The organism is Pseudopontixanthobacter vadosimaris (assembly GCF_012979275.1).
GTDB lineage: Bacteria > Pseudomonadota > Alphaproteobacteria > Sphingomonadales > Sphingomonadaceae > Pseudopontixanthobacter > Pseudopontixanthobacter vadosimaris.
Genome location: NZ_JABASZ010000037.1, coordinates 153419 through 173016, shown reverse-complemented (window position 1 = coordinate 173016; position 19598 = coordinate 153419). Strand labels below are relative to the sequence as shown.

The 19598-nt window shown below is 63.5% G+C and carries 22 protein-coding genes and 1 pseudogene; 13 read left to right on the top strand and 10 right to left on the bottom strand.

Translation table 11 applies throughout. The features are described 5' to 3' along the window. Positions 1-233: 233 nt before the first annotated feature. A complete protein-coding gene (locus HG250_RS09860; protein ID WP_170005135.1) occupies positions 234-797 on the top strand; it encodes a hypothetical protein in 564 nt (187 codons plus the stop codon). On the opposite strand, the gene HG250_RS09855 is transcribed toward HG250_RS09860, so the two are convergent. Then, complete coding sequence (locus HG250_RS09855) at positions 760-996, bottom strand: DUF6471 domain-containing protein (protein ID WP_170005134.1); 237 nt, start codon at positions 994-996, stop codon at positions 760-762. The two genes, HG250_RS09860 and HG250_RS09855, sit on opposite strands and share 38 nt — an antisense overlap. A 103-nt stretch (positions 997-1099) precedes the next feature. Between HG250_RS09855 and HG250_RS09850 the strand changes: the two genes are divergently transcribed. Beyond that, positions 1100-2059: an IS1595 family transposase gene (locus tag HG250_RS09850; RefSeq protein WP_170005133.1), complete on the top strand. Its 960-nt coding sequence runs from the start codon at positions 1100-1102 to the stop codon at positions 2057-2059. Positions 2060-2571: 512 nt separating this feature from the next. Here HG250_RS09850 and HG250_RS09845 read toward each other — a convergent pair. After that, a complete protein-coding gene (locus HG250_RS09845) occupies positions 2572-3006 on the bottom strand; it encodes a hypothetical protein (RefSeq protein ID WP_170005132.1) in 435 nt (144 codons plus the stop codon). 70 nt (positions 3007-3076) lie between these two features. Further along, positions 3077-3991, bottom strand: a pseudogene (locus HG250_RS09840) (YifB family Mg chelatase-like AAA ATPase); the annotation flags it as partial. Positions 3992-4171: 180 nt separating this feature from the next. Between HG250_RS09840 and HG250_RS09835 the strand changes: the two are divergent. The 9 genes from HG250_RS09835 to HG250_RS09795 all read left to right on the top strand — a co-directional run bounded on the left by HG250_RS09835 (position 4172) and on the right by HG250_RS09795 (position 11840). Beyond that, a complete protein-coding gene (locus tag HG250_RS09835) occupies positions 4172-4915 on the top strand; it encodes an alpha/beta hydrolase (RefSeq protein ID WP_170005130.1) in 744 nt (247 codons plus the stop codon). 106 nt (positions 4916-5021) lie between these two features. After that, positions 5022-5156: a 50S ribosomal protein L34 gene (rpmH, locus tag HG250_RS09830; protein ID WP_170005129.1), complete on the top strand. Its 135-nt coding sequence runs from the start codon at positions 5022-5024 to the stop codon at positions 5154-5156. A gap of 149 nt (positions 5157-5305) precedes the next feature. Continuing rightward, positions 5306-5674 (top strand): ribonuclease P protein component, encoded by a 369-nt coding sequence (rnpA, locus tag HG250_RS09825; protein WP_420821325.1) that lies wholly within the window; start codon positions 5306-5308, stop codon positions 5672-5674. A 55-nt stretch (positions 5675-5729) separates the two neighbouring features. Next, positions 5730-5939, top strand: coding sequence for a membrane protein insertion efficiency factor YidD (gene yidD / locus HG250_RS09820; RefSeq protein ID WP_170005127.1), 210 nt, complete (start codon positions 5730-5732; stop codon positions 5937-5939). Between the two features lie 39 nt (positions 5940-5978). Then, the gene (yidC, locus tag HG250_RS09815) at positions 5979-7814 is read left to right on the top strand and encodes a membrane protein insertase YidC (protein ID WP_170005125.1); all 1836 of its coding nucleotides are present in this window, start codon (positions 5979-5981) and stop codon (positions 7812-7814) included. Beyond that, positions 7811-8488 (top strand): ribosome biogenesis GTP-binding protein YihA/YsxC, encoded by a 678-nt coding sequence (gene yihA, locus HG250_RS09810; RefSeq protein WP_170005123.1) that lies wholly within the window; start codon positions 7811-7813, stop codon positions 8486-8488. Before yidC ends, yihA begins: the two co-directional genes overlap by 4 nt. 162 nt (positions 8489-8650) lie before the next feature. Beyond that, complete coding sequence (locus HG250_RS09805; RefSeq protein WP_170005121.1) at positions 8651-9313, top strand: glutathione S-transferase family protein; 663 nt, start codon at positions 8651-8653, stop codon at positions 9311-9313. After that, complete coding sequence (gene dapE, locus HG250_RS09800; RefSeq protein WP_420821320.1) at positions 9313-10488, top strand: succinyl-diaminopimelate desuccinylase; 1176 nt, start codon at positions 9313-9315, stop codon at positions 10486-10488. Before HG250_RS09805 ends, dapE begins: the two co-directional genes overlap by 1 nt. Before the next feature lie 113 nt (positions 10489-10601). Continuing rightward, a complete protein-coding gene (locus HG250_RS09795) occupies positions 10602-11840 on the top strand; it encodes a dicarboxylate/amino acid:cation symporter (RefSeq protein ID WP_170005119.1) in 1239 nt (412 codons plus the stop codon). Positions 11841-11851: 11 nt separating this feature from the next. On the opposite strand, the gene HG250_RS09790 is transcribed toward HG250_RS09795, so the two are convergent. From HG250_RS09790 to dapB, 3 genes are all read right to left on the bottom strand, one after another. Beyond that, positions 11852-12268 carry a hypothetical protein gene (locus tag HG250_RS09790; protein WP_170005117.1) on the bottom strand — a complete coding sequence of 139 codons (417 nt, stop codon included), beginning with the start codon at positions 12266-12268 and terminating at the stop codon, positions 11852-11854. A 68-nt stretch (positions 12269-12336) separates the two neighbouring features. Beyond that, positions 12337-13035: an endonuclease III gene (gene nth / locus HG250_RS09785; RefSeq protein ID WP_170005115.1), complete on the bottom strand. Its 699-nt coding sequence runs from the start codon at positions 13033-13035 to the stop codon at positions 12337-12339. Continuing rightward, complete coding sequence (gene dapB, locus HG250_RS09780; protein ID WP_170005113.1) at positions 13032-13787, bottom strand: 4-hydroxy-tetrahydrodipicolinate reductase; 756 nt, start codon at positions 13785-13787, stop codon at positions 13032-13034. The genes nth and dapB overlap by 4 nt, the downstream gene beginning before the upstream one ends. A 35-nt stretch (positions 13788-13822) precedes the next feature. Here dapB and HG250_RS09775 point away from each other — a divergent pair, with 35 nt between their 5' ends. Next, positions 13823-14548: an NAD-dependent deacylase gene (locus tag HG250_RS09775; RefSeq protein ID WP_170005111.1), complete on the top strand. Its 726-nt coding sequence runs from the start codon at positions 13823-13825 to the stop codon at positions 14546-14548. Here HG250_RS09775 and HG250_RS09770 read toward each other — a convergent pair. The 4 genes from HG250_RS09770 to mutM form a co-directional block, all read right to left on the bottom strand. Next, positions 14534-15322, bottom strand: a complete 789-nt coding sequence (locus HG250_RS09770; protein WP_170005109.1) for a HesA/MoeB/ThiF family protein — start codon at positions 15320-15322, stop codon at positions 14534-14536. The genes HG250_RS09775 and HG250_RS09770 overlap by 15 nt on opposite strands. A 96-nt stretch (positions 15323-15418) precedes the next feature. Continuing rightward, positions 15419-16891 carry a chromosomal replication initiator protein DnaA gene (gene dnaA, locus HG250_RS09765; protein WP_420821319.1) on the bottom strand — a complete coding sequence of 491 codons (1473 nt, stop codon included), beginning with the start codon at positions 16889-16891 and terminating at the stop codon, positions 15419-15421. Between the two features lie 567 nt (positions 16892-17458). Next, complete coding sequence (gene rpsT, locus HG250_RS09760; RefSeq protein WP_170005190.1) at positions 17459-17719, bottom strand: 30S ribosomal protein S20; 261 nt, start codon at positions 17717-17719, stop codon at positions 17459-17461. A gap of 213 nt (positions 17720-17932) precedes the next feature. After that, the gene (mutM, locus tag HG250_RS09755; RefSeq protein WP_170005105.1) at positions 17933-18745 is read right to left on the bottom strand and encodes a bifunctional DNA-formamidopyrimidine glycosylase/DNA-(apurinic or apyrimidinic site) lyase; all 813 of its coding nucleotides are present in this window, start codon (positions 18743-18745) and stop codon (positions 17933-17935) included. A gap of 75 nt (positions 18746-18820) precedes the next feature. Here mutM and HG250_RS09750 point away from each other — a divergent pair, with 75 nt between their 5' ends. Beyond that, a complete protein-coding gene (locus HG250_RS09750) occupies positions 18821-19594 on the top strand; it encodes a class I SAM-dependent methyltransferase (protein ID WP_170005103.1) in 774 nt (257 codons plus the stop codon). Positions 19595-19598: the final 4 nt, after the last annotated feature.

Genomic DNA, 19598 nt, shown 5'->3' with positions numbered 1-19598 from the left:
TACGGGTGCCAGCGCCTATGCTGGCGGACATATCGGAGAAAGTGACAACGCTGCGAATGCCGCTCCTAATGGAGATGGAATTTGAGCAATATCGAAACAGCGCGCTATGAACCGACTCCACACTTTGAGCGGAATGGGGCAAGTACTGGAATATGTGGGAGCGGCTACAGAAACTCGTTGACCGGCTTGAATCGCGGATTGCCCTTTGGCAACTTGCTCGCGGGACAGGTATCTTGACTGCCGGCGTATTGAGCGGGTGGTTTTCATCCGGCGTTGCACTGATTGATCGCTTCGGCCCTTATGGCTGGTTCACAGCCGCGCTAGTGGGGGCGCTCTGCGCAGCGGCCATCTTTGCACTCGTCGGTTATTCAAAAAAGCGGTTCGCGGAAGCCAAATTAATCAATCGCGTGAGCGCTGACCGCCCCACCGATGCGATTAATCCTCTTGAGAAGGATTTTCACCGTCAAAGAATATCTATTAAGGATATAGCTCATCCTCTAACCCGAACGGTAGCGGGGAAAGAATTTACTGATTGTGAGCTTGTCGGCCCCGCAAATATATTTTTCTTGCGTAACTGTCACTTAAACGGAGTTGGCTTTGGAAATTGCGAATTTATCCTGACTAAGACAGAGCTTGTATTGAATAATGTAATTCCGTTTCAGGATGTATCGATTCGCGGTGGCGATATTTTGTCTGTCACCGTCTTTGTCCACCCTAGCAATTTCGACCAGATAAAGTCTGTTCCAGGCATTACTTTTCTCAACCAGACTGGAGATGAAGAAGTTGACAGTCGATAGCCGCCAAGCACTGGATCAGAAATACCGCGGTGAATTTTCCGCGACTGATCTTGTTACGAATATTTGGCTCGCTATCGTGCACCCCTATATCCGCCAGCTTTCCAACAAGCTCCGCATAGGTGACGTTCCGACGCTTAAGCTCGGCTTTTAAGAGGCCCTTCACCCGGTCATCCCATTCCTTATCCTTAACCGCCGACATGATCGCTCCTTTGATGGTTTTTATCATCATAGGCGATACATATGCCATTGACAAGAGTGCGTGATGTAACTATAAACGATGCATAGGCAACGGAAACAGTTACATGGCACAGCATTTTCTACTCTCGGCAAAAGCCCGCACTCTCTCCCTCGCGAAGGTTTATCGCATGGGTGAAGACGCGGCTTACGGCCTGTTTTGCGAGATGCGCTGGCCCGATACCGATGGCGAGGCCGTGTGCCCCCGTTGTGGTTGTGCAGACAGCTATTTCCTCAAGAGCCGCCGCAAGTACAAGTGCACCGCCTGCTATCACCAGTACAGCGTCACCAGCGGCACGATCTTTGCCTCGCGCAAGCTGTCCTTCACCGATCTGCTAGCCGCAATCGTCCTGTTCGTGAACGGTGCCAAGGGGCTGTCAGCCCTACAGGCTTCGCGGGATCTGGACGTTCAATACAAAACGGCTTTCGTGCTGTTCCACAAGCTGCGCGAAGCGATGGCGCAGGAATTCGGCACGGTGAAGCTCAATGGCACGGTCGAGATCGATGGCGGCTATTTCGGCGGCTATGTGAAACCCGAAAACAAAAAGGCCGATCGCAAGGACCGGCGCCTGTCGTTCAACCGCTCAGGCAAGCGCCAGTGCGTTGTCATCATGCGCGAGCGCGGCGGCCGTTCGCTTCCCTTTGTGGTCGCCAATGAGGGCGATGCCGTTCCCCATGTCCGCGATCATGTCGGTACACTGGCCACCATCCACGCTGATGAAGGCACCGGATGGGATGCGCTGCACGCGGGTTGGGATACGCACCGGGTCAATCACTCCGTCCAGTTCATGGACAAGGGCGTTTGCACCAACCAGGCCGAAAGCTATTTTAGCCGCTTGCGCCGCATGGAAACCGGCACGCACCATCATATCGCGGGCCCGTACTTGTACGCCTACGCTGGCGAGTGTGCATGGCGCGAGGACATGCGCCGGGTGGATAATGGCAGTCAGGCCATGACGCTTACGGGTGCTGCGCTTGAAGCCAAGGTTAGCCGCCAGTGGGCTGGTTACTGGCAGCGCGGTGCATAATCCGCCGTTTATCCCCACCGAATCGTGGAAGGGGAACATAACGAGACTCGACTCTTAGGGATTCCTGATTAACCAAGAAAAAGCCCCCAAGTGCGCTAACACTCAGGGGCTTTCAGGAACCGCGATTGCAGCGCGGTGACTAGCTAGTTGATGGCTCTCTGGAGTCTCAATCATGCGATGTCAATGCGCCGCAGTCGCTTTTGCAAAAGGCGAAACGACAATGGCTACCAAAAGAACACCGAGCAACCGTGTGACCCCCGCTATGGCGAGCCACATTAAGTTTTTGCGCTATGGACAGGGCCTTTATCAGCATCAGATTGCTGCGCTTGTAGGCGTAAATCCGGGACGGGTTTGCGAAGTTCTAAAAGGACAACATTTCCCCGATGCACCGCCTGCGCAAGGCTCATTCGCATTTTGAATAAGTGTGGGGCGGGCTTATGCTCGCCCCATGCGTCTCAAGCTCGAATTCGCCGCCCTTCTAGCCCTCAGCCTCGCCATGTTATGGGGCGCGGTCAGCTACCTGCTATAGACCACCGCAACAGCCCGCCCTTGCCCTGTTCGGACTGCACCAGCGTACGCTCGCGCAAGTTCCGCAGCGCCGCCCCTATCCGCTTGTGCATGGCTTTCTGTAGGCCGCTGTCATTCACGTTTAGCTCCCGCTCGGCCATTAGACGCAGCGTGATCGCCTTTGCGTCCATGGGACCCTCTTTGCGCAGCATGGCGAGGATCGCCCGCGTTACCTGTCCCTTGAACGCCCTGTGGCGCGGAGGGAGGGGCTTAGGCTTGATTTCGTCTAGCTCTATGTCTGGCTGAAACATGCGCAGGGTCGCGTCTATGTGGTCCATGTCGATGAATGCCTGGCGGAGCTGGTCCTGGAGGGCGTCGATCGATCCGGCGAGTTCTCCCCGCTTATCGCGCAGGGCGGTGATTGCGTGCGTTGTAACCATCCGCGATGCATAGCGCAGCGGTCGCGATGCGTCCGTAATTCATTTGGTGCGCTTGCTACATAATGCCGTGGAATTCCGGCAGTTCGTCAAGGAACAGCACGCCGAGATGCGCCAGGCTGACCTCACCCGGCTTCACCTTCAGCCCGCCCCCGGTGAGCGCGGCCATGCTGGCCGAATGATGCGGCGCGCGGAAGGGGCGGGTGCGGCTGATCTGCCCGTTTTCCAGAGTTCCGGCGACCGACTGCACCATCGACACTTCCAGCGCTTCCGACGGAGTCAGGTCGGGCAGGATGCCGGGCAGGCAGGACGCAAGCAGCGATTTGCCCGCACCGGGCGGTCCGTTCATCAGCAGATTGTGCCCTCCGGCAGCGGCGATTTCCAGCCCGCGCTTGGCGGTTTCCTGCCCCTTCACCTGCTTCAGATCGGCCACCGGAGGCGCTGGTGCCACCTCCCCCCGCGCCGGTTCGGGCAGCGCCTGCGTGCCTTTCAGATGATTGAGCAGGCTGACGAGATCGGGCGCGGCGCAGACCGGCACGCCGCTGGCCCAGCGCGCTTCCGCCCCTTGCGCGGCGGGGCAGATCAGGCCGACGTCCTGTTCCGCGGCATGCATCGCGGCCAGCAGGACTCCGGGCGATGCGACGATGCGCCCATCCAGCGCCAGCTCGCCCACCGCTACCCAATCCGCCATCTGTTCGGCATCGCACACGCCCATGGCCGCCAGCAGGGCCAGCGCGATGGGCAGATCGTAATGCGACCCTTCCTTGGGCAGGTCGGCCGGCGACAGATTGATGGTGATGCGCTTGGGCGGCAGGGCGAGGCCCATGGCGGACAGCGCGGATTGCACGCGCTCGCGGCTTTCGCCCACGGCCTTGTCCGCCAGCCCGACGACCGCAAAGCGCGGCAGGCCCGAGGCGATCTGGCATTGCACCTCGACCTTGCGGGCTTCCAGACCCAGATAGGCGACCGTGCCGATAAGGGCGACCATGCCCGCTTCCCCCTGTAAACGCCTGTCGGCTCTTTCCCTGCCCTTTGCCGCCAAAGTTCCAGCGGGTCGAGGGGGCGCAGTGCCGCCGGCGGGTAAAATCACGCATGCCGCTTTGGTGAACGGCCCGGAAAGCATTTCGCTTGGGGTTTCGGCAAGGGCTTTGCAGCCATGCTTTGCCTCATGTGGAAATCCGGCTCTTACCTGCTCACCTTTGTCGCTGCGGCATCGCCGCTGACCGGAGTGGCGTCCATCGCCGCGAATGGTGCGGCACCGGCGCAGGCGACCCCGGCCGAAATGGGCGCGGCACAAGCGGGCGCGCAGCAGCAGCAGCGATACGGGCCATTCCAGGTGCTTGACCACCGGCGGGTGGCTCTGCTGGACGTTACCGATGAACACAGTCCCGCCCAGTTTGCGGCCCTGCTGCGCGATCATCCCGGAATAGCGGTTCTCGAGATGGTCGAGTGCCCCGGGACCGACCACGATACCGCCAATTTCGAGCTGGGACGGATGATTCGCGCGCGCGGTATCGCCACATCGGTCCCGCGCGGCGGTTCGGTTCGGTCCGGCGCTGTCGAATTGTTCCTGGCCGGGGCGCAGCGGCAGATTGCCGAGGGTGCGGAATTTGCCGTTCATGCATGGATGGATGCCGAAGGTCGGCAGGCGGCGGATTTTCCCGCACAGGCGCGCGAACATCGGTTCTATCTCGACTATTACGAGGAAATGGGCTTTTCGCCCGGGCAGGCGCAGGCCTTTTACGCCATGACCAATTCGGTCGGGTTCGAAGATGCGCTATGGCTTACCGGGGGCGAGATGCGCCGCTGGTTGCAGCCGGAGCAGGGTGTTACCCTGGCGAAAGCGGATATCGCGGGGGCGGGCTCCGCGCTGCGCCGCGGCTATCTTGACTCCGGCGCGCCGCTGCAGTAGTTGCGCGCAGCATACAGGGGTCGCCTTCTGCAGGGGCGGCCATTTTCATTTGCTTGTTTCATGGTGCGGGGACAATCCGCACCATCGCCATATTTTCGAGGACGTTATGAAGCGGACATTCCAGCCCAGCAATCTCGTGCGCCAGCGGCGCCACGGCTTTTTCGCCCGCAAGGCGACCCCCGGTGGCCGCAAGGTGCTGCGCAATCGTCGCCGCCGCGGCCGGAAGAATCTCTGCGCCTGATCTGCGCGGTGTGATGCTAGCCGGTTCGGTGACGGAGTTCGCTTCGACGCCGGTCTGTAACTGTCTTCGTAGATTCGCCGGCTGATTTGAGCGTATCGGAAATTCCTGATCCGGCGGTCGGCGCATCGCCGTCCGGGCAAGCGCCGGCGATTATCCGCAAACGTTCCGATTTCCTTGCCGCCAATCGCGGGATGCGGGTGGCGCGGCCCGGCTTCGTGCTGCTCGCGCATGCCAATGGCGGGAAGGGCAAGCGTTACGGGATTACCGTGACCAAGCGCATCGGCAACGCCGTTATCCGCAACCGGATGAAGCGGCGTTTCCGCGAGTTGCTGCGATCCGCCTTGCCGGAAGGCGGCCTTGCCGACCACGATCATGTTCTCATCGGCCGCGACGGCGGTGTCGAACGGGATTTCGCCATGCTGCGCGCCGAACTGGACGCTGCGCTGGAACGCCTCCGCGAGGGCAAGGGCGACCCGCCGCGCGGTGGCCGGTCCCGGTCGCGCAAATCGCGGCGCTGATGCCCGTTTCCGGGCCGAGTGGAACGATCCGCATTTTCCGCTATGGACGGCAGACATGAAACAGGCTCTCATCCTTCTCGCGCGGCTATGGCAGATCGGCCCCTCGCGCGTTTTGCCGCCGTCGTGCCGCTTCGCGCCCTCCTGCTCGCAATATGCGATCGAGGCGCTGGGCAAATATGGCGCAATCAAGGGTAGCTGGCTGGCGACGAAGCGTATAATGCGCTGCCATCCATGGGGGGGCCATGGATATGATCCGGTGCCCTAGGGCATCGCCCAATCAAGACTTCTGACGGGACCGGTTACCTTGGACAATCAGCGCAATATCATCATGGCCGTCGTTCTGTGCGGCCTGATGCTGCTCGGCTGGGAACTGGCGATGAGCCAGTTCTATCCGCAGCCCGCCACGGTGGGACAGGCACAGCGCGAGGATGTGCCCGCCGACCGCGCCTTGCTCGCCGATGGTGATGGCGGGGCGGCCCCGGCCATTCACACGCGCGAAGGCGGCCTGAGCGATCCTGCGGACATCGCGCGGGAACGCGCCGATATCGGAACCCTGCTCGCCGACGGGGCGCGCGTGCCGATCGATGCGCCGCGCATTGCCGGCTCGATCAATCCCGTCGGTGCGCGCATCGACGATATCGTGCTCAAGACGCACCGGGAAACCGTGGATGATGATAGCGGCCCCATCCGCATCTTCAGCCCGGCAGGAACGCCGGCGCAGCAATTCGCGCAGTTCGGCTGGGTAGCCGATGCGGGTGGCGGCAATATCCGCGTGCCCGATGCACGCACCCGCTGGCAGGCGAGCGGCGGGCCTCTGGCCGTGGATTCGCCGGTCACGCTGCGCTGGAACAACGGGCAGGGCCAGCTCTTCACCATCACCCTGTCGATCGACCGCTATTACATGATCACGGCGCAGCAGACTGTCGCCAACACCGGCGGCGGCGCGGTGGCCCTGCAGCCTTTCGCGACGCTCAACCGCACGGACCGCACCGCCAGCGTCGACACCTGGACCATCCATTCCGGCCCTATCGGCGCGTTTGGCGATGGTGTGCAATTCGGCCCCGATTACGACGATCTTGCCGAAGCACGCCGGGCGTCGGGCGAAGGCCGGGCGCATTGGATCGGGTTTACCGACATCTACTGGCTCGGTGCGCTCATCCCGCAGGACGGCGCCTCGCCAGAGGCCGATTTCCGTTCGCTCGGCAACAACATCTTCCGCGCCGATGTCATCTACGAACCGGTGGTCATCCAGTCGGGCCAGCAGGTGACGCGCACCACCCGCCTGTTCGCGGGTGCCAAGGAAAGCGCCGTTCTCGACGTCTATGAAGATGCGGGTGTCGAAAAATTCGGCCTGGCGATCGACTGGGGCTGGTTCCGCTGGTTCGAGAAGCCGATCTTCTGGCTGCTGCGCCTGCTATACGATCTGGTCGGCAATTTCGGCGTCGCGATCATCCTGCTGACTGTCATCATTCGCGGGCTGATGTTCCCCATCGCGCAGAAGGGCTTTGCCTCGATGGCGGCGATGAAGGCGATTCAGCCGAAGATGAAGGCGCTGCAGGAACGCTACAAGGACGACAAGCAGAAACAGCAGCAGGAGATCATGGCGCTGTACAAGTCGGAAGGCGTCAATCCGCTGGCCGGGTGTCTTCCGATGCTGCTGCAAATTCCGGTATTCTTCGCCCTTTACAAGGTGCTGATCCTGGCGATCGAGATGCGGCATAAGCCGTTCGTGCTGTGGATCCAGGATCTGTCCGCGCCCGATCCGGCGACCATCCTCAACCTGTTCGGCCTGTTGCCCTTCACCCCGCCCAGCTTCCTTGCCATCGGCGTGCTGGCGGTGCTGCTCGGCTTCACCATGTGGCTGACCTTCCGCCTGAACCCGGCGATGACCGATCCCGTGCAGCAGCAATTGTTCAACATCATGCCCTGGGTGCTGATGTTCGTGATGGCACCCTTTGCCGCCGGTCTGCTGCTGTACTGGACGACGTCCAATATCCTGACACTGGCGCAGCAGAAATACCTTTATTCCAAGCACCCGCAATTGCGCGCGCAGGCGGAAAAGGACCGCGAGGACAAGCTGCGCGAGAAGGAATCGCCAGCAACAGGCGCAGCCAGGGACAAGGGCAAGAGCAAGGCATGACGCCCGAGGAAGAAGCACTACGCGAAGAGCGGGAGGCGCGCGAGCGGGCCGAACTGGCGCGGCAGGCGGCGAAGCTGTTTTCGGGCCGGGTCGATTTCCTCCTGTCCGCCCCGCAGCTGAAATTCCTGCCGGAACCGACCGTGCCGGAAATCGCCTTTTCCGGGCGATCGAACGTGGGCAAGAGTTCGCTGCTCAACGCGCTGGTGGGCCGCAAGGCCATCGCCCGCGCTTCGGTTACGCCGGGGCGGACGCAGGAACTCAATTTCTTCGAGGTGGGTGAACCGACGCGGTTCCGGCTGGTCGACATGCCGGGCTACGGCTTCGCCAAGGCGCCGCCCAAGGTGGTGGATCGGTGGAAGGCGCTGGTCCGCACCTATCTGAAAGGGCGGCAGGTGCTGAACCGCACGCTGGTGCTGGTCGACAGCCGCCACGGGCTGAAGGATGTCGACCGCGAGATGATGCGGATGCTCGATGAAACCGCCGTCGGCTACCGTATCGTGCTGACCAAGGCGGACAAGATCAAGGCCAGCGCGCTGGATGAGGTGGCGGCGAAAGTCGCCGACGAAGCGCGCAAGCATCCGGCCGCCTTTCCCGTCCTGCATCTGACCAGCGCCGAGAAGGGTCTGGGCATCCCCGAACTGCGGGCCGCCATCCTGGCCGATGCAGGCATCTGAAGGCGCTCGGAAACGCCTGCGCCCGGATCGCAACCACTGCTTCCTCGACAGGCCGCTTCGCCTTCTCTAACCCGGCGGGACAGATATGCAGCCGGCACCATGCCGGAATGTCCGTTTCAATGATCGGGCAGTGATGCGTCAGGGCGACGGGGCGAGATTCGGATGAAGCTGATTATCGGCAACAAGAATTATTCCAGCTGGAGCCTGCGCGGCTGGCTGGCGATGAAGCAGTCGGGCCTGTCCTTCGAGGAACTGACGGTGAATATCGGCGGCGAGGAATGGGACCATGCCAAGCAGACGTCCGAAGACATCATGCCATCGGGCAAGGTGCCGATCCTGTGGGATGGCGAGACCGTCATCTGGGACAGCCTGGCCATCCTCGAATATCTCGGCGACAAGGTCGGGCGCGACCGCTTCTGGCCCAAGGAGGATTCGGCGCGCGGCATGGCCCGTTCCCTCGTGGCGGAGATGCATTCCTCCTATCGCTCGCTGCGCGCCGAATGCCCGATGAACATCCGGCGGCGGGTGGAGAATGCACAGCTTTCGCAGGACTGCCGTGATGACATCGTCCGCATCCTGCAACTCTGGGCGGAGGCGCGGGCGCGGTTCGGCACCAGCGGGCCGTTCCTGTTCGGCACCTTCGGCGCGGCGGATATATTCTACGCTCCCGTCGTCAGCCGTTTCCTGACCTATGGTATCGGCGTTCCAGGCTTCGCGCAGGCCTACATGCAGGCGGTATGGGAGCATGAATGGATGCAGGGCTGGATCGCGGCGGCCGAGGATGAGGACTGGGTTCTGGCGCAATATGAAGGCATGCCGGCCTGATGGCGACCGTTTCGGACAGCGTGCCCGCTGGCGACAGGAGCATGGGCGCTCTCGAAAATGCCGTGGCGCTGATGATTGTGCCCAGCGTCACACCGGCCGTGGGACGCGTTTTCGATGTCATGGCTGGTCTGCTGGAACCGCAAGGCTTTGCGGTCCATCGCTTCATTGCCGGTGAGGCACCCGACGGTCCGGTCGAGAATCTGTTCGCGATCCGCACAGGCCCGGCAGGCTCGCGCCATTTCGCCTTCGCCGGTCATCTCGATGTGGTTCCACCGGGTGAGGGCTGGGCAAGCGGCCCCTTCGCGCCGGAAATACGTCAGGCTCCGGGCGGCGATCTGCTGTTCGGCCGGGGCGCCGTGGACATGAAGGGTTCGATCGCTGCCATGGCGGCGGCGGTGGCGGATATTCCTGCCGAAACAGGCACGATCAGCTTCATCATCACCGGGGACGAGGAAGGGCCGGCGCTATACGGCACCCGCGCTCTGATCGATCATATCCGCGCCGCCGGAGACATGCCGGACCTGTGCCTGGTGGGAGAGCCGACCTCGGTAAACCGGCTGGGCGACATGATGAAGATCGGCCGTCGCGGCTCGGTCAACATCTGGCTCACGGTCGAGGGGGTGCAGGGCCATGTCGCCTATCCGCATCTGGCGGACAATCCCATTCCGCCGCTGGTCGCCATGCTCGCCGAATTGCAGGCGCTGGTGCTGGATGAAGGCACGGACTGGTTTCAGCCTTCCAATCTGGAAATCACCGACATGGCCGTCGGCAACCCGGCGCATAATGTGATCCCTGCCCGCGCCGAAGCGCGTATCTCCATCCGCTTCAACGATCTGCATCGCGGCGAGGAACTGGTGCGCCGGGTGGAGGAGGTGGCTGTTCGCCATGGCGGCAGTGCGAAGGCGATCATTTCCGGCGAGAGCTTCCTCACCTTGCCGGGCGAGTTTTCCGAACTGGTGGCCTCGGCGGTCGAGGCCGAAACCGGCGTCCGCCCCGAGGCGAGCACCAGCGGCGGCACCTCCGACGCGCGCTTCCTCAAGGACCTGTGCCCGGTCATCGAATTCGGCCTTGTGAACGCAACCATGCACAAGCGTGACGAAGCCGTGGCCGTGGACGATCTGTTGACGTTGACGCGGATCTACCGGCGTATCGTGCAGGCAGCGCTCGCTTCGTAAGCGGCAGCGGCAGCCCGCCTTGCGCTATTGCCCGCACATGGGCAGAAGGCCAGGGACGAGAGCGATGCGAGCGCCGGGCGCACGGTCGCCTGCGATGGGGGAATGACCGCAGAATGACACGTAAATGGTTCGCAATCCCCCTGTGGCAGCGGGTCGTCGCCGCCCTCGCGCTCGGCATCGTCACCGGCCTCGTCTGGGGTCCGGGCGCGGAAAGCATCAAGATCATCGGCGATATTTTCATCGCCTTCATCAAGATGCTGGTCGTCCCGCTCATCTTCTTCAGCCTTGTGGCAGGCGTTGCAGCCATCGGCGATCTGCGGAAGCTGGGCTCCGTCGGCGGACGCGCCGCGCTGCTGTTTATCGTCACCGGGCAGATCGCCGTGTGGCTGGGCCTCCTGATGGGAACGCTGCTCGCCCCCGGTTCGGGGCTGGATGTCGGCAGCATCGAACGCGGCGCGATCCCCGAACCGCAGGATACCGGCTGGCGCGACATGCTCCTGTCCATCGTTCCGCAAAGCCCGGTTCAGGTCATGGCCGATGTGAACGTCCTGCCGCTGATCGTCTTCGCCATGCTCATCGGCATCGGCATATTGATGGCGGAGAAGGACGGCGAACCTGTCGCCCGGATCTTCGATTCCGGCTCCATCGTCATGCAGAAGGTCACGGCGGTGGTGATGGAACTGACGCCCTTCGGGGTGTTCGCGCTGATGGCCTGGGTGGCGGGCACACAAGGGTCCGATGCGCTGATCGCCCTCGCCAAGCTGGTGGGGCTGAACTACCTCGGCTGCCTCATCATCATCTTCGTCATGTATTCGGCCATGGTGAAATTCCTCGCCCGCCTGCCGGTGCGCGACTTTTTCCGCGGCATCATCGATGCGATGGCGGTGGCCTATTCCACGGCGTCGAGCAATGCGACCCTGCCGGTGACGCTGCGCTGCACCCAGCGCAACCTGGGCGTGTCGCCCAGCGTGTCCAGCTTCGTCGTATCGCTGGGCGCCACGGTGAACATGAACGGCACGGCGATGTATCTCGGCCTTGCCACGTTGTTCGGCGCGCAGGTGTTCGGGGTGTCTCTCGACTGGGGCGACTATTTCATGATCTCGATCCTCGCCACCGCCGGTGCCATTGGCGCAGCCGGTATTCCGGGGGCGGGCCTCATCATGATGGCGCTGGTGTTCGGCGCGGTCGGCGTGCCGCTGGAAACCATCGCCCTGGTTGCAGGCGTCGACAGGATCATGGACATGATGCGGACCGTTACCAATGTCTCGGGCGATGCCGCGATCACCATGACGGTCGCGTCCATGACGGGTGAGATCGACCGCGCAGAGATGATCAGCGCCGACGATGTCTGAGGGTCAGGCGTTCAGTCCGTCATGCGCCCATCGGTATAATCGACGGGAACGAAATTCCCGATCCCGCAGCCTGCGCCGCGTTCGATCCTGCCTGCCGTGTCGCGGAGCACGTAGATGATGTCCGGATTGCACAGCCGGCCCACCGTCGTATCGTAGCTGAATGCCCGTTCGAAGCCCAGCCCCGGACAGCGATTGGGCAAGGTGTTGCGATAGACCTGTCCGCCCGTCATCTCGAAATCGATGACCCGGTCGCTCTGCACATGCGATGTTCTGATGTTGCGGGTGTTGAGGCAATTTTCCGCTGCGCCCGTCACGCGTACCGGGGAAACGTCGGCGGACGCATCGGGCGGTTGCAACTGGCTGGAGCACGCCGACAGGGATGCCGCAGCCAGCAGGGCGGAGCAGGTAGTGAGGGCAGGGCGGCGCATCGGGGATCTCCATCGGCTGCGGGGCACGCCAAATCTGTTCCGATGCCCCTTGCCGGATCAACGCCGGTCTAGGCGCCCTGTTCCTTGGCTCGTATCTTGGTCGGTGCCGCGGCGGCGTTGCGCTTTTCGGGTGGGGAAAGCACCTTCTGCCGATAGGAGCACAGGTCGATCACGGGGCAGCGCCAGCATTCGGGCGTCCGCGCCTTGCAGATATAGCGGCCATGCAGGATCAGCCAGTGATGGGCGTCGCGCCGGAAGGGCTGCGGCACCCGCTTCTCCAGCTTCGCCTCGACCGCTTCGGGCGTCTTGCCCTTGGCGAGGCCGGTACGGTTCCCGACACGGAACACATGCGTATCGACGGCGAAGGTTTCCATCCCGAAGGCGCAGTTCATCACGACATTGGCGGTCTTGCGCCCGACACCGGGCAGCGTGACCAGCGCGTCGCGATCCCGGGGAACCTCGCTGCCGAAGTGGTCGATCAGGCGCTGCGACAGGGCGATGACATTCTTCGCCTTGGAATTGAACAGGCCGATGGTGCGGATATGGTCTTTCAGCCCCTCTTCGCCCAGTGCGACCATGTCCTCGGGCGTATGCACTCGCGCGAAGAGGTGGCGAGTCGCCTTGTTCACGCCCACATCGGTCGCCTGGGCGGACAGGGCGACGGCGACGACCAGCTGAAATGGGTTCCCATATTCCAGCTCGGTTTCCGGCGAGGGGTTGTCCTCTGCCAGCCGGCGGAAGAATTCGAAGATCTGATCCTTCGTCACGCCGGGCCCGTTGCGGTGTGCGAACCGAGGCCGAGAACATCCTCCATGCCATAGCGGCCGGGCGCCCGTCCGATCAGCCATTCCGCACCGCGCAGCGCGCCGCGCGCGAAGATGCTCCGGTCCTCGGCATGGTGCGACAGGGTGATGCGTTCCTGCTCTCCCGCCAGGATCACGCTGTGCTCGCCCGCCACGGTGCCGCCGCGTAGGGCGGCAAAGCCGATCGTGCCGGTCTCGCGCTGGCCGGTATGCCCGTCACGTCCGCTGCGGGCATTCGGAGCAAGCGCCACGCCGCGCCCCGCCGCCGCGGCTTCGCCCAGCAGCAAGGCGGTCCCGGAGGGCGCGTCGACCTTCCGGCGGTGATGCATCTCGACGATCTCGATATCCCATTCGGGGCCGAGCCGCGCCGCGGCCTCCCGCACCAGCGACGCCAGCAGGGTAACGCCCAGCGAGGTGTTTCCCGTCTGCAGCAGCGCAAGTCTTGCAGCATGGTCTTCGATCAGCGCATGATCCGAAGCGGACAACCCCGTCGTGCCGATCAGCATGGGTATGCCCGCGCGCGATGCTGCTTCCAGATTCGCGGGCAAAGCGGCGGGCGACGAGAAATCGACAAGCACGTCGCAGCTCGCCGCAAGGGTGCCGAGATCGCCCCCTCGGTCGACGCCGCCCGCCAGATCATGCCGGGTCGCTGCGACAGCTTCCGCAATCGCGCGGCCCATGCGCCCCTCGCTGCCGATAATCCCGATGCTCGCCATTGCGCTTCTCCTGCGTGGCGTGTTTCATGGCCCGCATGGCTTCCGATCTCAACCGCCCATCGGGCAATATCGTCATCCTGACCGGGGCGGGCATATCCGCCGAAAGCGGCATCGACACCTTTCGCGATGGTGGCGGCCTGTGGGAAAGGCACCGGGTGGAGGATGTCGCCACGCCGCAGGCATTTCGGCGCGATCCCGATCTGGTGCAGCGTTTCTACGACATGCGCCGCAGCGCCATAGCGGACAAGCAGCCCAATGCAGCGCATCACGCGCTGGCGAGACTGGACCGGGAATGGCATGGCACCGGGCGCGACCTGCTGATCGTCACGCAGAATGTCGACGATCTGCACGAACGCGCAGGTGCGAAGCGGATTCTGCACATGCATGGCGAGGCGCTGAGTGCGCTCTGTTCCGGCTGCGGCACCCGGCATCCGTGGCGCGAAAAACTGCTGCACCGGCCGCCCTGCCCGTCCTGCGGCGAGGCGCACCTGCGGCCCGATGTCGTCTGGTTCGGCGAAATGCCTTACGGGATGGAGCGGATCGAGGCCGCGCTGCTCGCAGCCGATCTGTTCGTTTCCATCGGCACCTCGGGCGCGGTCTATCCTGCGGCCGGCTTCGTCGCCCAGGCGTCACGGGCAGGTGTCCCGACGCTGGAACTGAACCTCGAACGCAGCGAAGGGTCGCACTGGTTCGATGAAAGCCGCCTCGGCCCGGCCAGCAGGATCGTGCCCGAATGGGTGGAGGAACTACTCGGCGGCTGACGATGCGGGATTTCCGCAGGCGCGGCAGTGCGGGTCCTTGGCGATGGTGAGCGTGCGCATGGAGGGCGCCAGCCCGTCGAGAAGGTGCAGCCGCCCCCACTGCGGCGTGCCGAAAGTGGATTTGCCCTGCAAAACTATTCGCAATGCCTGCATCGCCGCGAAACTGCCCGCCCAGCCTGCCATGGCGCCCAGCATGCCATCTTCTGCACAGGTGTCGCAATCGTCGCTGTCGAAAGCATCGCCGACATAGCAGCGATAGCAGGGCGAATCGGGACGGTGGCCCGCAAAGGCAGCGACCTGCCCCTGGAAGCGCCCTATCGCGGCGCTGAGCAGCGGAACGTGCATCGCAACGCAGGCGTCCGAAATCGCGAGGCGGGTAGCGAAATTGTCGGTGCCGTCCAGAACCACCATGGCCCCCTCGACAAGGCCGGCAGCATTGCCGGCATGGATCCGCCTGTCGCGGATCTCGACTTCGATGTGGCTGTCGAAATTGGCCAGCCAGCGCCGGGCGGCAACGGGCTTGGCATGGCCGATGTCGCGCTGGGTATACAGCGTCTGCCGCTGCAGATTCGACAGTTCCACGTCGCCGTCATCGACCAAAGTCAGCCGCCCGATTCCGGCAGCAGCCAGGTATTGCAGCGCAGGCGAGCCTATTCCGCCGAGACCGATCAGCGCGATATGGGCACCGGCCAGCGCCGCCTGTCCGGCACCGCCGATTTCGGGCAGGATGATATTGCGGGCAAATCGGTCGAGGCGTTCGGGTTCAAGCGGCATCGCCACGCCTTACGATGCGGGCGCGCGCCCTGTCGATAGGTCTGTGGACATGCGTGGAAAGCCGGTTCGCAAGCTGCGGAAATCCGCCCGCGGGCTTCAGCTTTCCAGCTGGCGCAGCAGGCTGCGCACATCGCCGTCCATATCCGCATCCCGCCCGCGCAGATCCTCGATCAGGCGCACCGCGTGGATAACGGTGGAATGGTCGCGTCCGCCGAATTTGCGGCCGATTTCGGGATAGCTGCGCGGTGTCAGCACCTTGGCCAGATACATCGCCACCTGGCGCGGGCGGACCACGGCGCGGGCGCGGCGCTTGGACGACATTTCGCTGCGATCGATGCGGTAGAACTGGCAGACCGTGCGCTGGATTTCGTCGATAGTGATCCGGCGGCGATTGGCGGACAGGATATCGGTCAGCTGTTCCTCGGCGAGGTTCAGGCTGACTTCCTGACCGGTCAATTGTGCATAGGCGATCAGCTTGTTGAGGCCGCCGACCAGTTCACGCACGTTGCGGGTAATAGTCCGGGCGAGGAAGTCGATCACATCGGCCGGCACGTCGAGCGGCGCGAAGCGGGTCAGCTTGGATTCGAGGATCGCGCGGCGCAATTCGATATCGGCGGGCGCGATATCGGCGACGAGGCCCATGGACAGGCGGCTGAGCAGGCGCGGTTCCACGCCGTCCAGCGCCTGCGGCGCGCGGTCGGCAGCAAAGACCAGGCGTTTGCCTTCCGCCAGCAGGGCGTCGATGGTGTAGAGCAGTTCCTCCTGCGCGCTGGCCTTGCCGATGATGAACTGGATATCGTCCACCAGCAGCAGGTCGAAACTGCGCAACCGGCTCTTGAATTCCATCATCCGGTTCTGCTTCAGCGCCTGGACGAATTCGATCATGAAGCGTTCGGCGCTGCAATAGAAGATCCGTGTTCGGGGGTGATCCGCCAGATAGGCATGGCCGATGGCGTGCAGCAGATGCGTCTTGCCCTGGCCAGTCGCGGCCTTGAGGTAGAGGGGCGAGAATTGCGGTTTCTCGGGCGCGGCCATGCGCTGTGCGGCGTTGCAGGCCAGAATATTGGATTCGCCGGTGACGAAGGCGCCGAATGTCAGCGATGCGTCCAGCCCTACGGGAGCGAAGGAAGGATCGTCGAAAGCGGCCTGCCCATAGCCAGCGGAGGAAAAGGCGTTGCCGCTGTTGCCGGTGCTGGCGGACGCAGGGGAGCCGCCATCATTGGCAGCGATTCGCCTGCCCGCATTGTCGATCCGCAATTCAGGCAATTGCCGGCGACCGGGGTGGACGGCGATGCGGACCTGCCGCACTTCGCTGCGGGCGATTTTCCAGGCGAGCGAAAGGCGGTCGGCAAACCGGTCCTGCACCCAATTGGCGGAAAATTCGGTCGGCAGGTAAAGATCGAGCGTTCCCGTCGCCTTGCAGAAGCCGCCGAGCTGGATCGGCTTGATCCACTGGCTGTGCAATTGCTGGCCAAGATCCTTGCGCAGACCCAGGCTGATGTCGGACCAGTCGGCCGCGAGGTTTACCGCTTCGATATCTTCCATCGCGCTCTCATCCGCCTTGCCCATCACCATTCCCCACCCTGTCAGCCTCGCCTGCCGGTCGCAGGCAAAGCTTCGCCGGATCCCGAAATCGCATGGTGGATTCGGAAGGCCCCCCGGCAATTCGTCGCTAGATCACAGGGCCGTATCGAGCCCTGCCGAGGCACGGTTTATGACCGGCGAGGGGGGCGAGTAAAGGGCATGGCCTGCAAAAAATCTTAAATAATTCGGTTGACTCGACTGGCCCGCAGAACCCCGTCAAAGTGGCAGATTTCCGTCATTTCTGTTCTTTGGAGTGAGCCGAATCAGGGGGCGTCGGTGCGCTCCGAACGGGTGCGAATCACGGGAAATCGAAGCTTTTGCGCAGGCGGTTGCAGCGCCTGGTTTGCCCGGCTTCGACAGGCCGGAATTCGCAGACCCTGCGAACAAGACAAAGGCCGGCGCAGATAGCGCCGGCCTTTTTGGCAAACAGATCGGATCAGCGACGGCTCGCATCGGGGCCAGACATGCGGCCCGCAAACGATTCGCGCAGCGCCCGGACCGTTCCGGCAGATGCCGGGCGGAAATCAGGGGGCGGCGATCAGGGAAAGATAATCAGAGAGCGGCGACCCGCTTCGACAGGCGCGACATTTTGCGCGATGCCGTGTTCTTGTGCATCACGCCGCGCGCGACGCCGCGAGCCAGTTCGGGCTGCGCATCCTTCAGCGCAGCCTGTGCTGCGTTCTTGTCGCCGCCTTCGATGGCGGTTTCGACCCGCTTCACGTAATTGCGGATGCGGCTGACGCGCGCGCCGTTCACTGCGGCGCGGGCATCGTTGCGGCGGATGCGCTTCTTGGCTTGCGGCGTATTGGCCATGTTCGTCCTTATCTCGCGAAGGCTGCCCGCAGGCGAACCTTCCAGTAAATCGATTGTCACCTGCGCATCGCGGGCCATGCTGGCTCAGATGCCCGTGCGGGTCGGAAAATCGGCGATGATCCGCCGGAAAGCTCGGCCCTTAACCTCGGCAGCGCGAATCGTCAACACAAGATGGGGGCGGCATGCCCGCTTTCAAGCCGAGCAGGCCCGCGCCTATTCCTGGCAGGACGGGCAGAACCAGCTGCTGCGGCTGCCCTGGACGATTCGCCTGACGGTGCCGTCGCAGCGATGGCAGGTCTCGCCCTCGCGGCCATATACGTCGAAGCGGGTGGCGAAATAGCCGAGCTGCCCATCGGGACGGGCATAGTCCCGCAGGGTCGATCCGCCATCCGCTATCGACTGGTGCAGCACGTCGCGAATGGCGGGCACCAGCCGGGCAAATGCGGCACGGCTGACCCTGCCGGCCTGCCGGCGCGGGCTGATCCCGCTGCGGAACAGTGCCTCGCAGACATAGACATTGCCGAGGCCCGCCACGATCCGCTGATCGAGGAGCATCGCCTTGATCGCCGTCTTGCGACCGCGCGTCGCGGCGTGGAGATGGCCGGGGGTAAGCCGCTCCCCCAGCGGTTCGGGGCCCATCGCGGCAAAGGGCGGCCATTGGTCCAGCGCGGAGCGGTCCACCAGATCGACCGAGCCGAATCGCCGCGCATCGTTGAGCGCAAAGATATGGCTTTCGGTATGCAGCACCAGATGGTCGTGCCTGTCCGCCTGTTCGGGGTCGATCCGCCAGCGCCCGCTCATCCCCAGGTGGAACACCAGCGTGCAGCCCCTGTCGGTATGCAGCAGCCCGTATTTGGCGCGCCGTTCCAGCCCGGTGACAACCGCGCCGGTCATCGCCTGCGTCAGATCGGCGGGGAAGGGGCGGCGCAGATCGGGCCGGTTGACGGCCACGCGCGTCAGGCGCTCGCCTTTAAGATAGCGGGCCAGCCCGCGCACGGTGGTTTCGACTTCGGGAAGTTCGGGCATGGTCGCCTTCGCAGGTTTCGGACCAGGGCTTTAACACCCTTTGCGCCCCGCACAATTGCCCCTATGGCACGGCCCATGAACGGTGAAGAGAACAGCCGCGTTTCCTTCGGCTACGAAGATGTCGATCCGGCGGAGAAGACGCGGCGCGTCGGTGCGGTATTTTCCGGGGTGGCGGCAAAATACGACATCATGAACGACGCCATGTCGGGCGGCATGCACCGGCTGTGGAAGGACCGTTTCGTGCGCCGGGTGAAGCCGCAGCCGGGCGAGGCGATCCTCGACATGGCGGGCGGCACGGGCGACATCGCCTTCCGGATGGCGGCGCGCGGCGCGAATGTAACCGTGGCCGACATCAATCAGGAGATGCTGGATGTCGGCATGGAACGGGCGATGCGGAAATCATCCGGACGTGGCGGGATTTCAGGCGCAAGCTTGGAGTCGCTGGTGTGGTCGCGCCAGAATGCCGAGGAACTGAGCTTCGCCTCGCGCAGCTTCGATGCCTATACCATCGCTTTCGGAATCAGGAACGTGACCCGGATCGATGCCGCCCTGGCAGAGGCGCACCGCGTGCTGAAATTCGGCGGGCGGTTCTTCTGCCTCGAATTCTCGACCACCGAATGGCCGGGGTTCAAGGAAGCCTACGACCTCTATTCGCACCGGCTGGTGCCGCGCATCGGCAAGGCGATCGCCGGCGATGCCGACAGCTATCGCTACCTCGTCGAATCGATCCGCCGCTTCCCGGCCATGCCCCGGTTCGAGCAGATGATACGCGATGCAGGCTTCGTGCGCACCCGGGTCGAGCCCATCATGGGCGGGCTGGTCGCCATCCATTCCGGCTGGAAGACCTGAACCA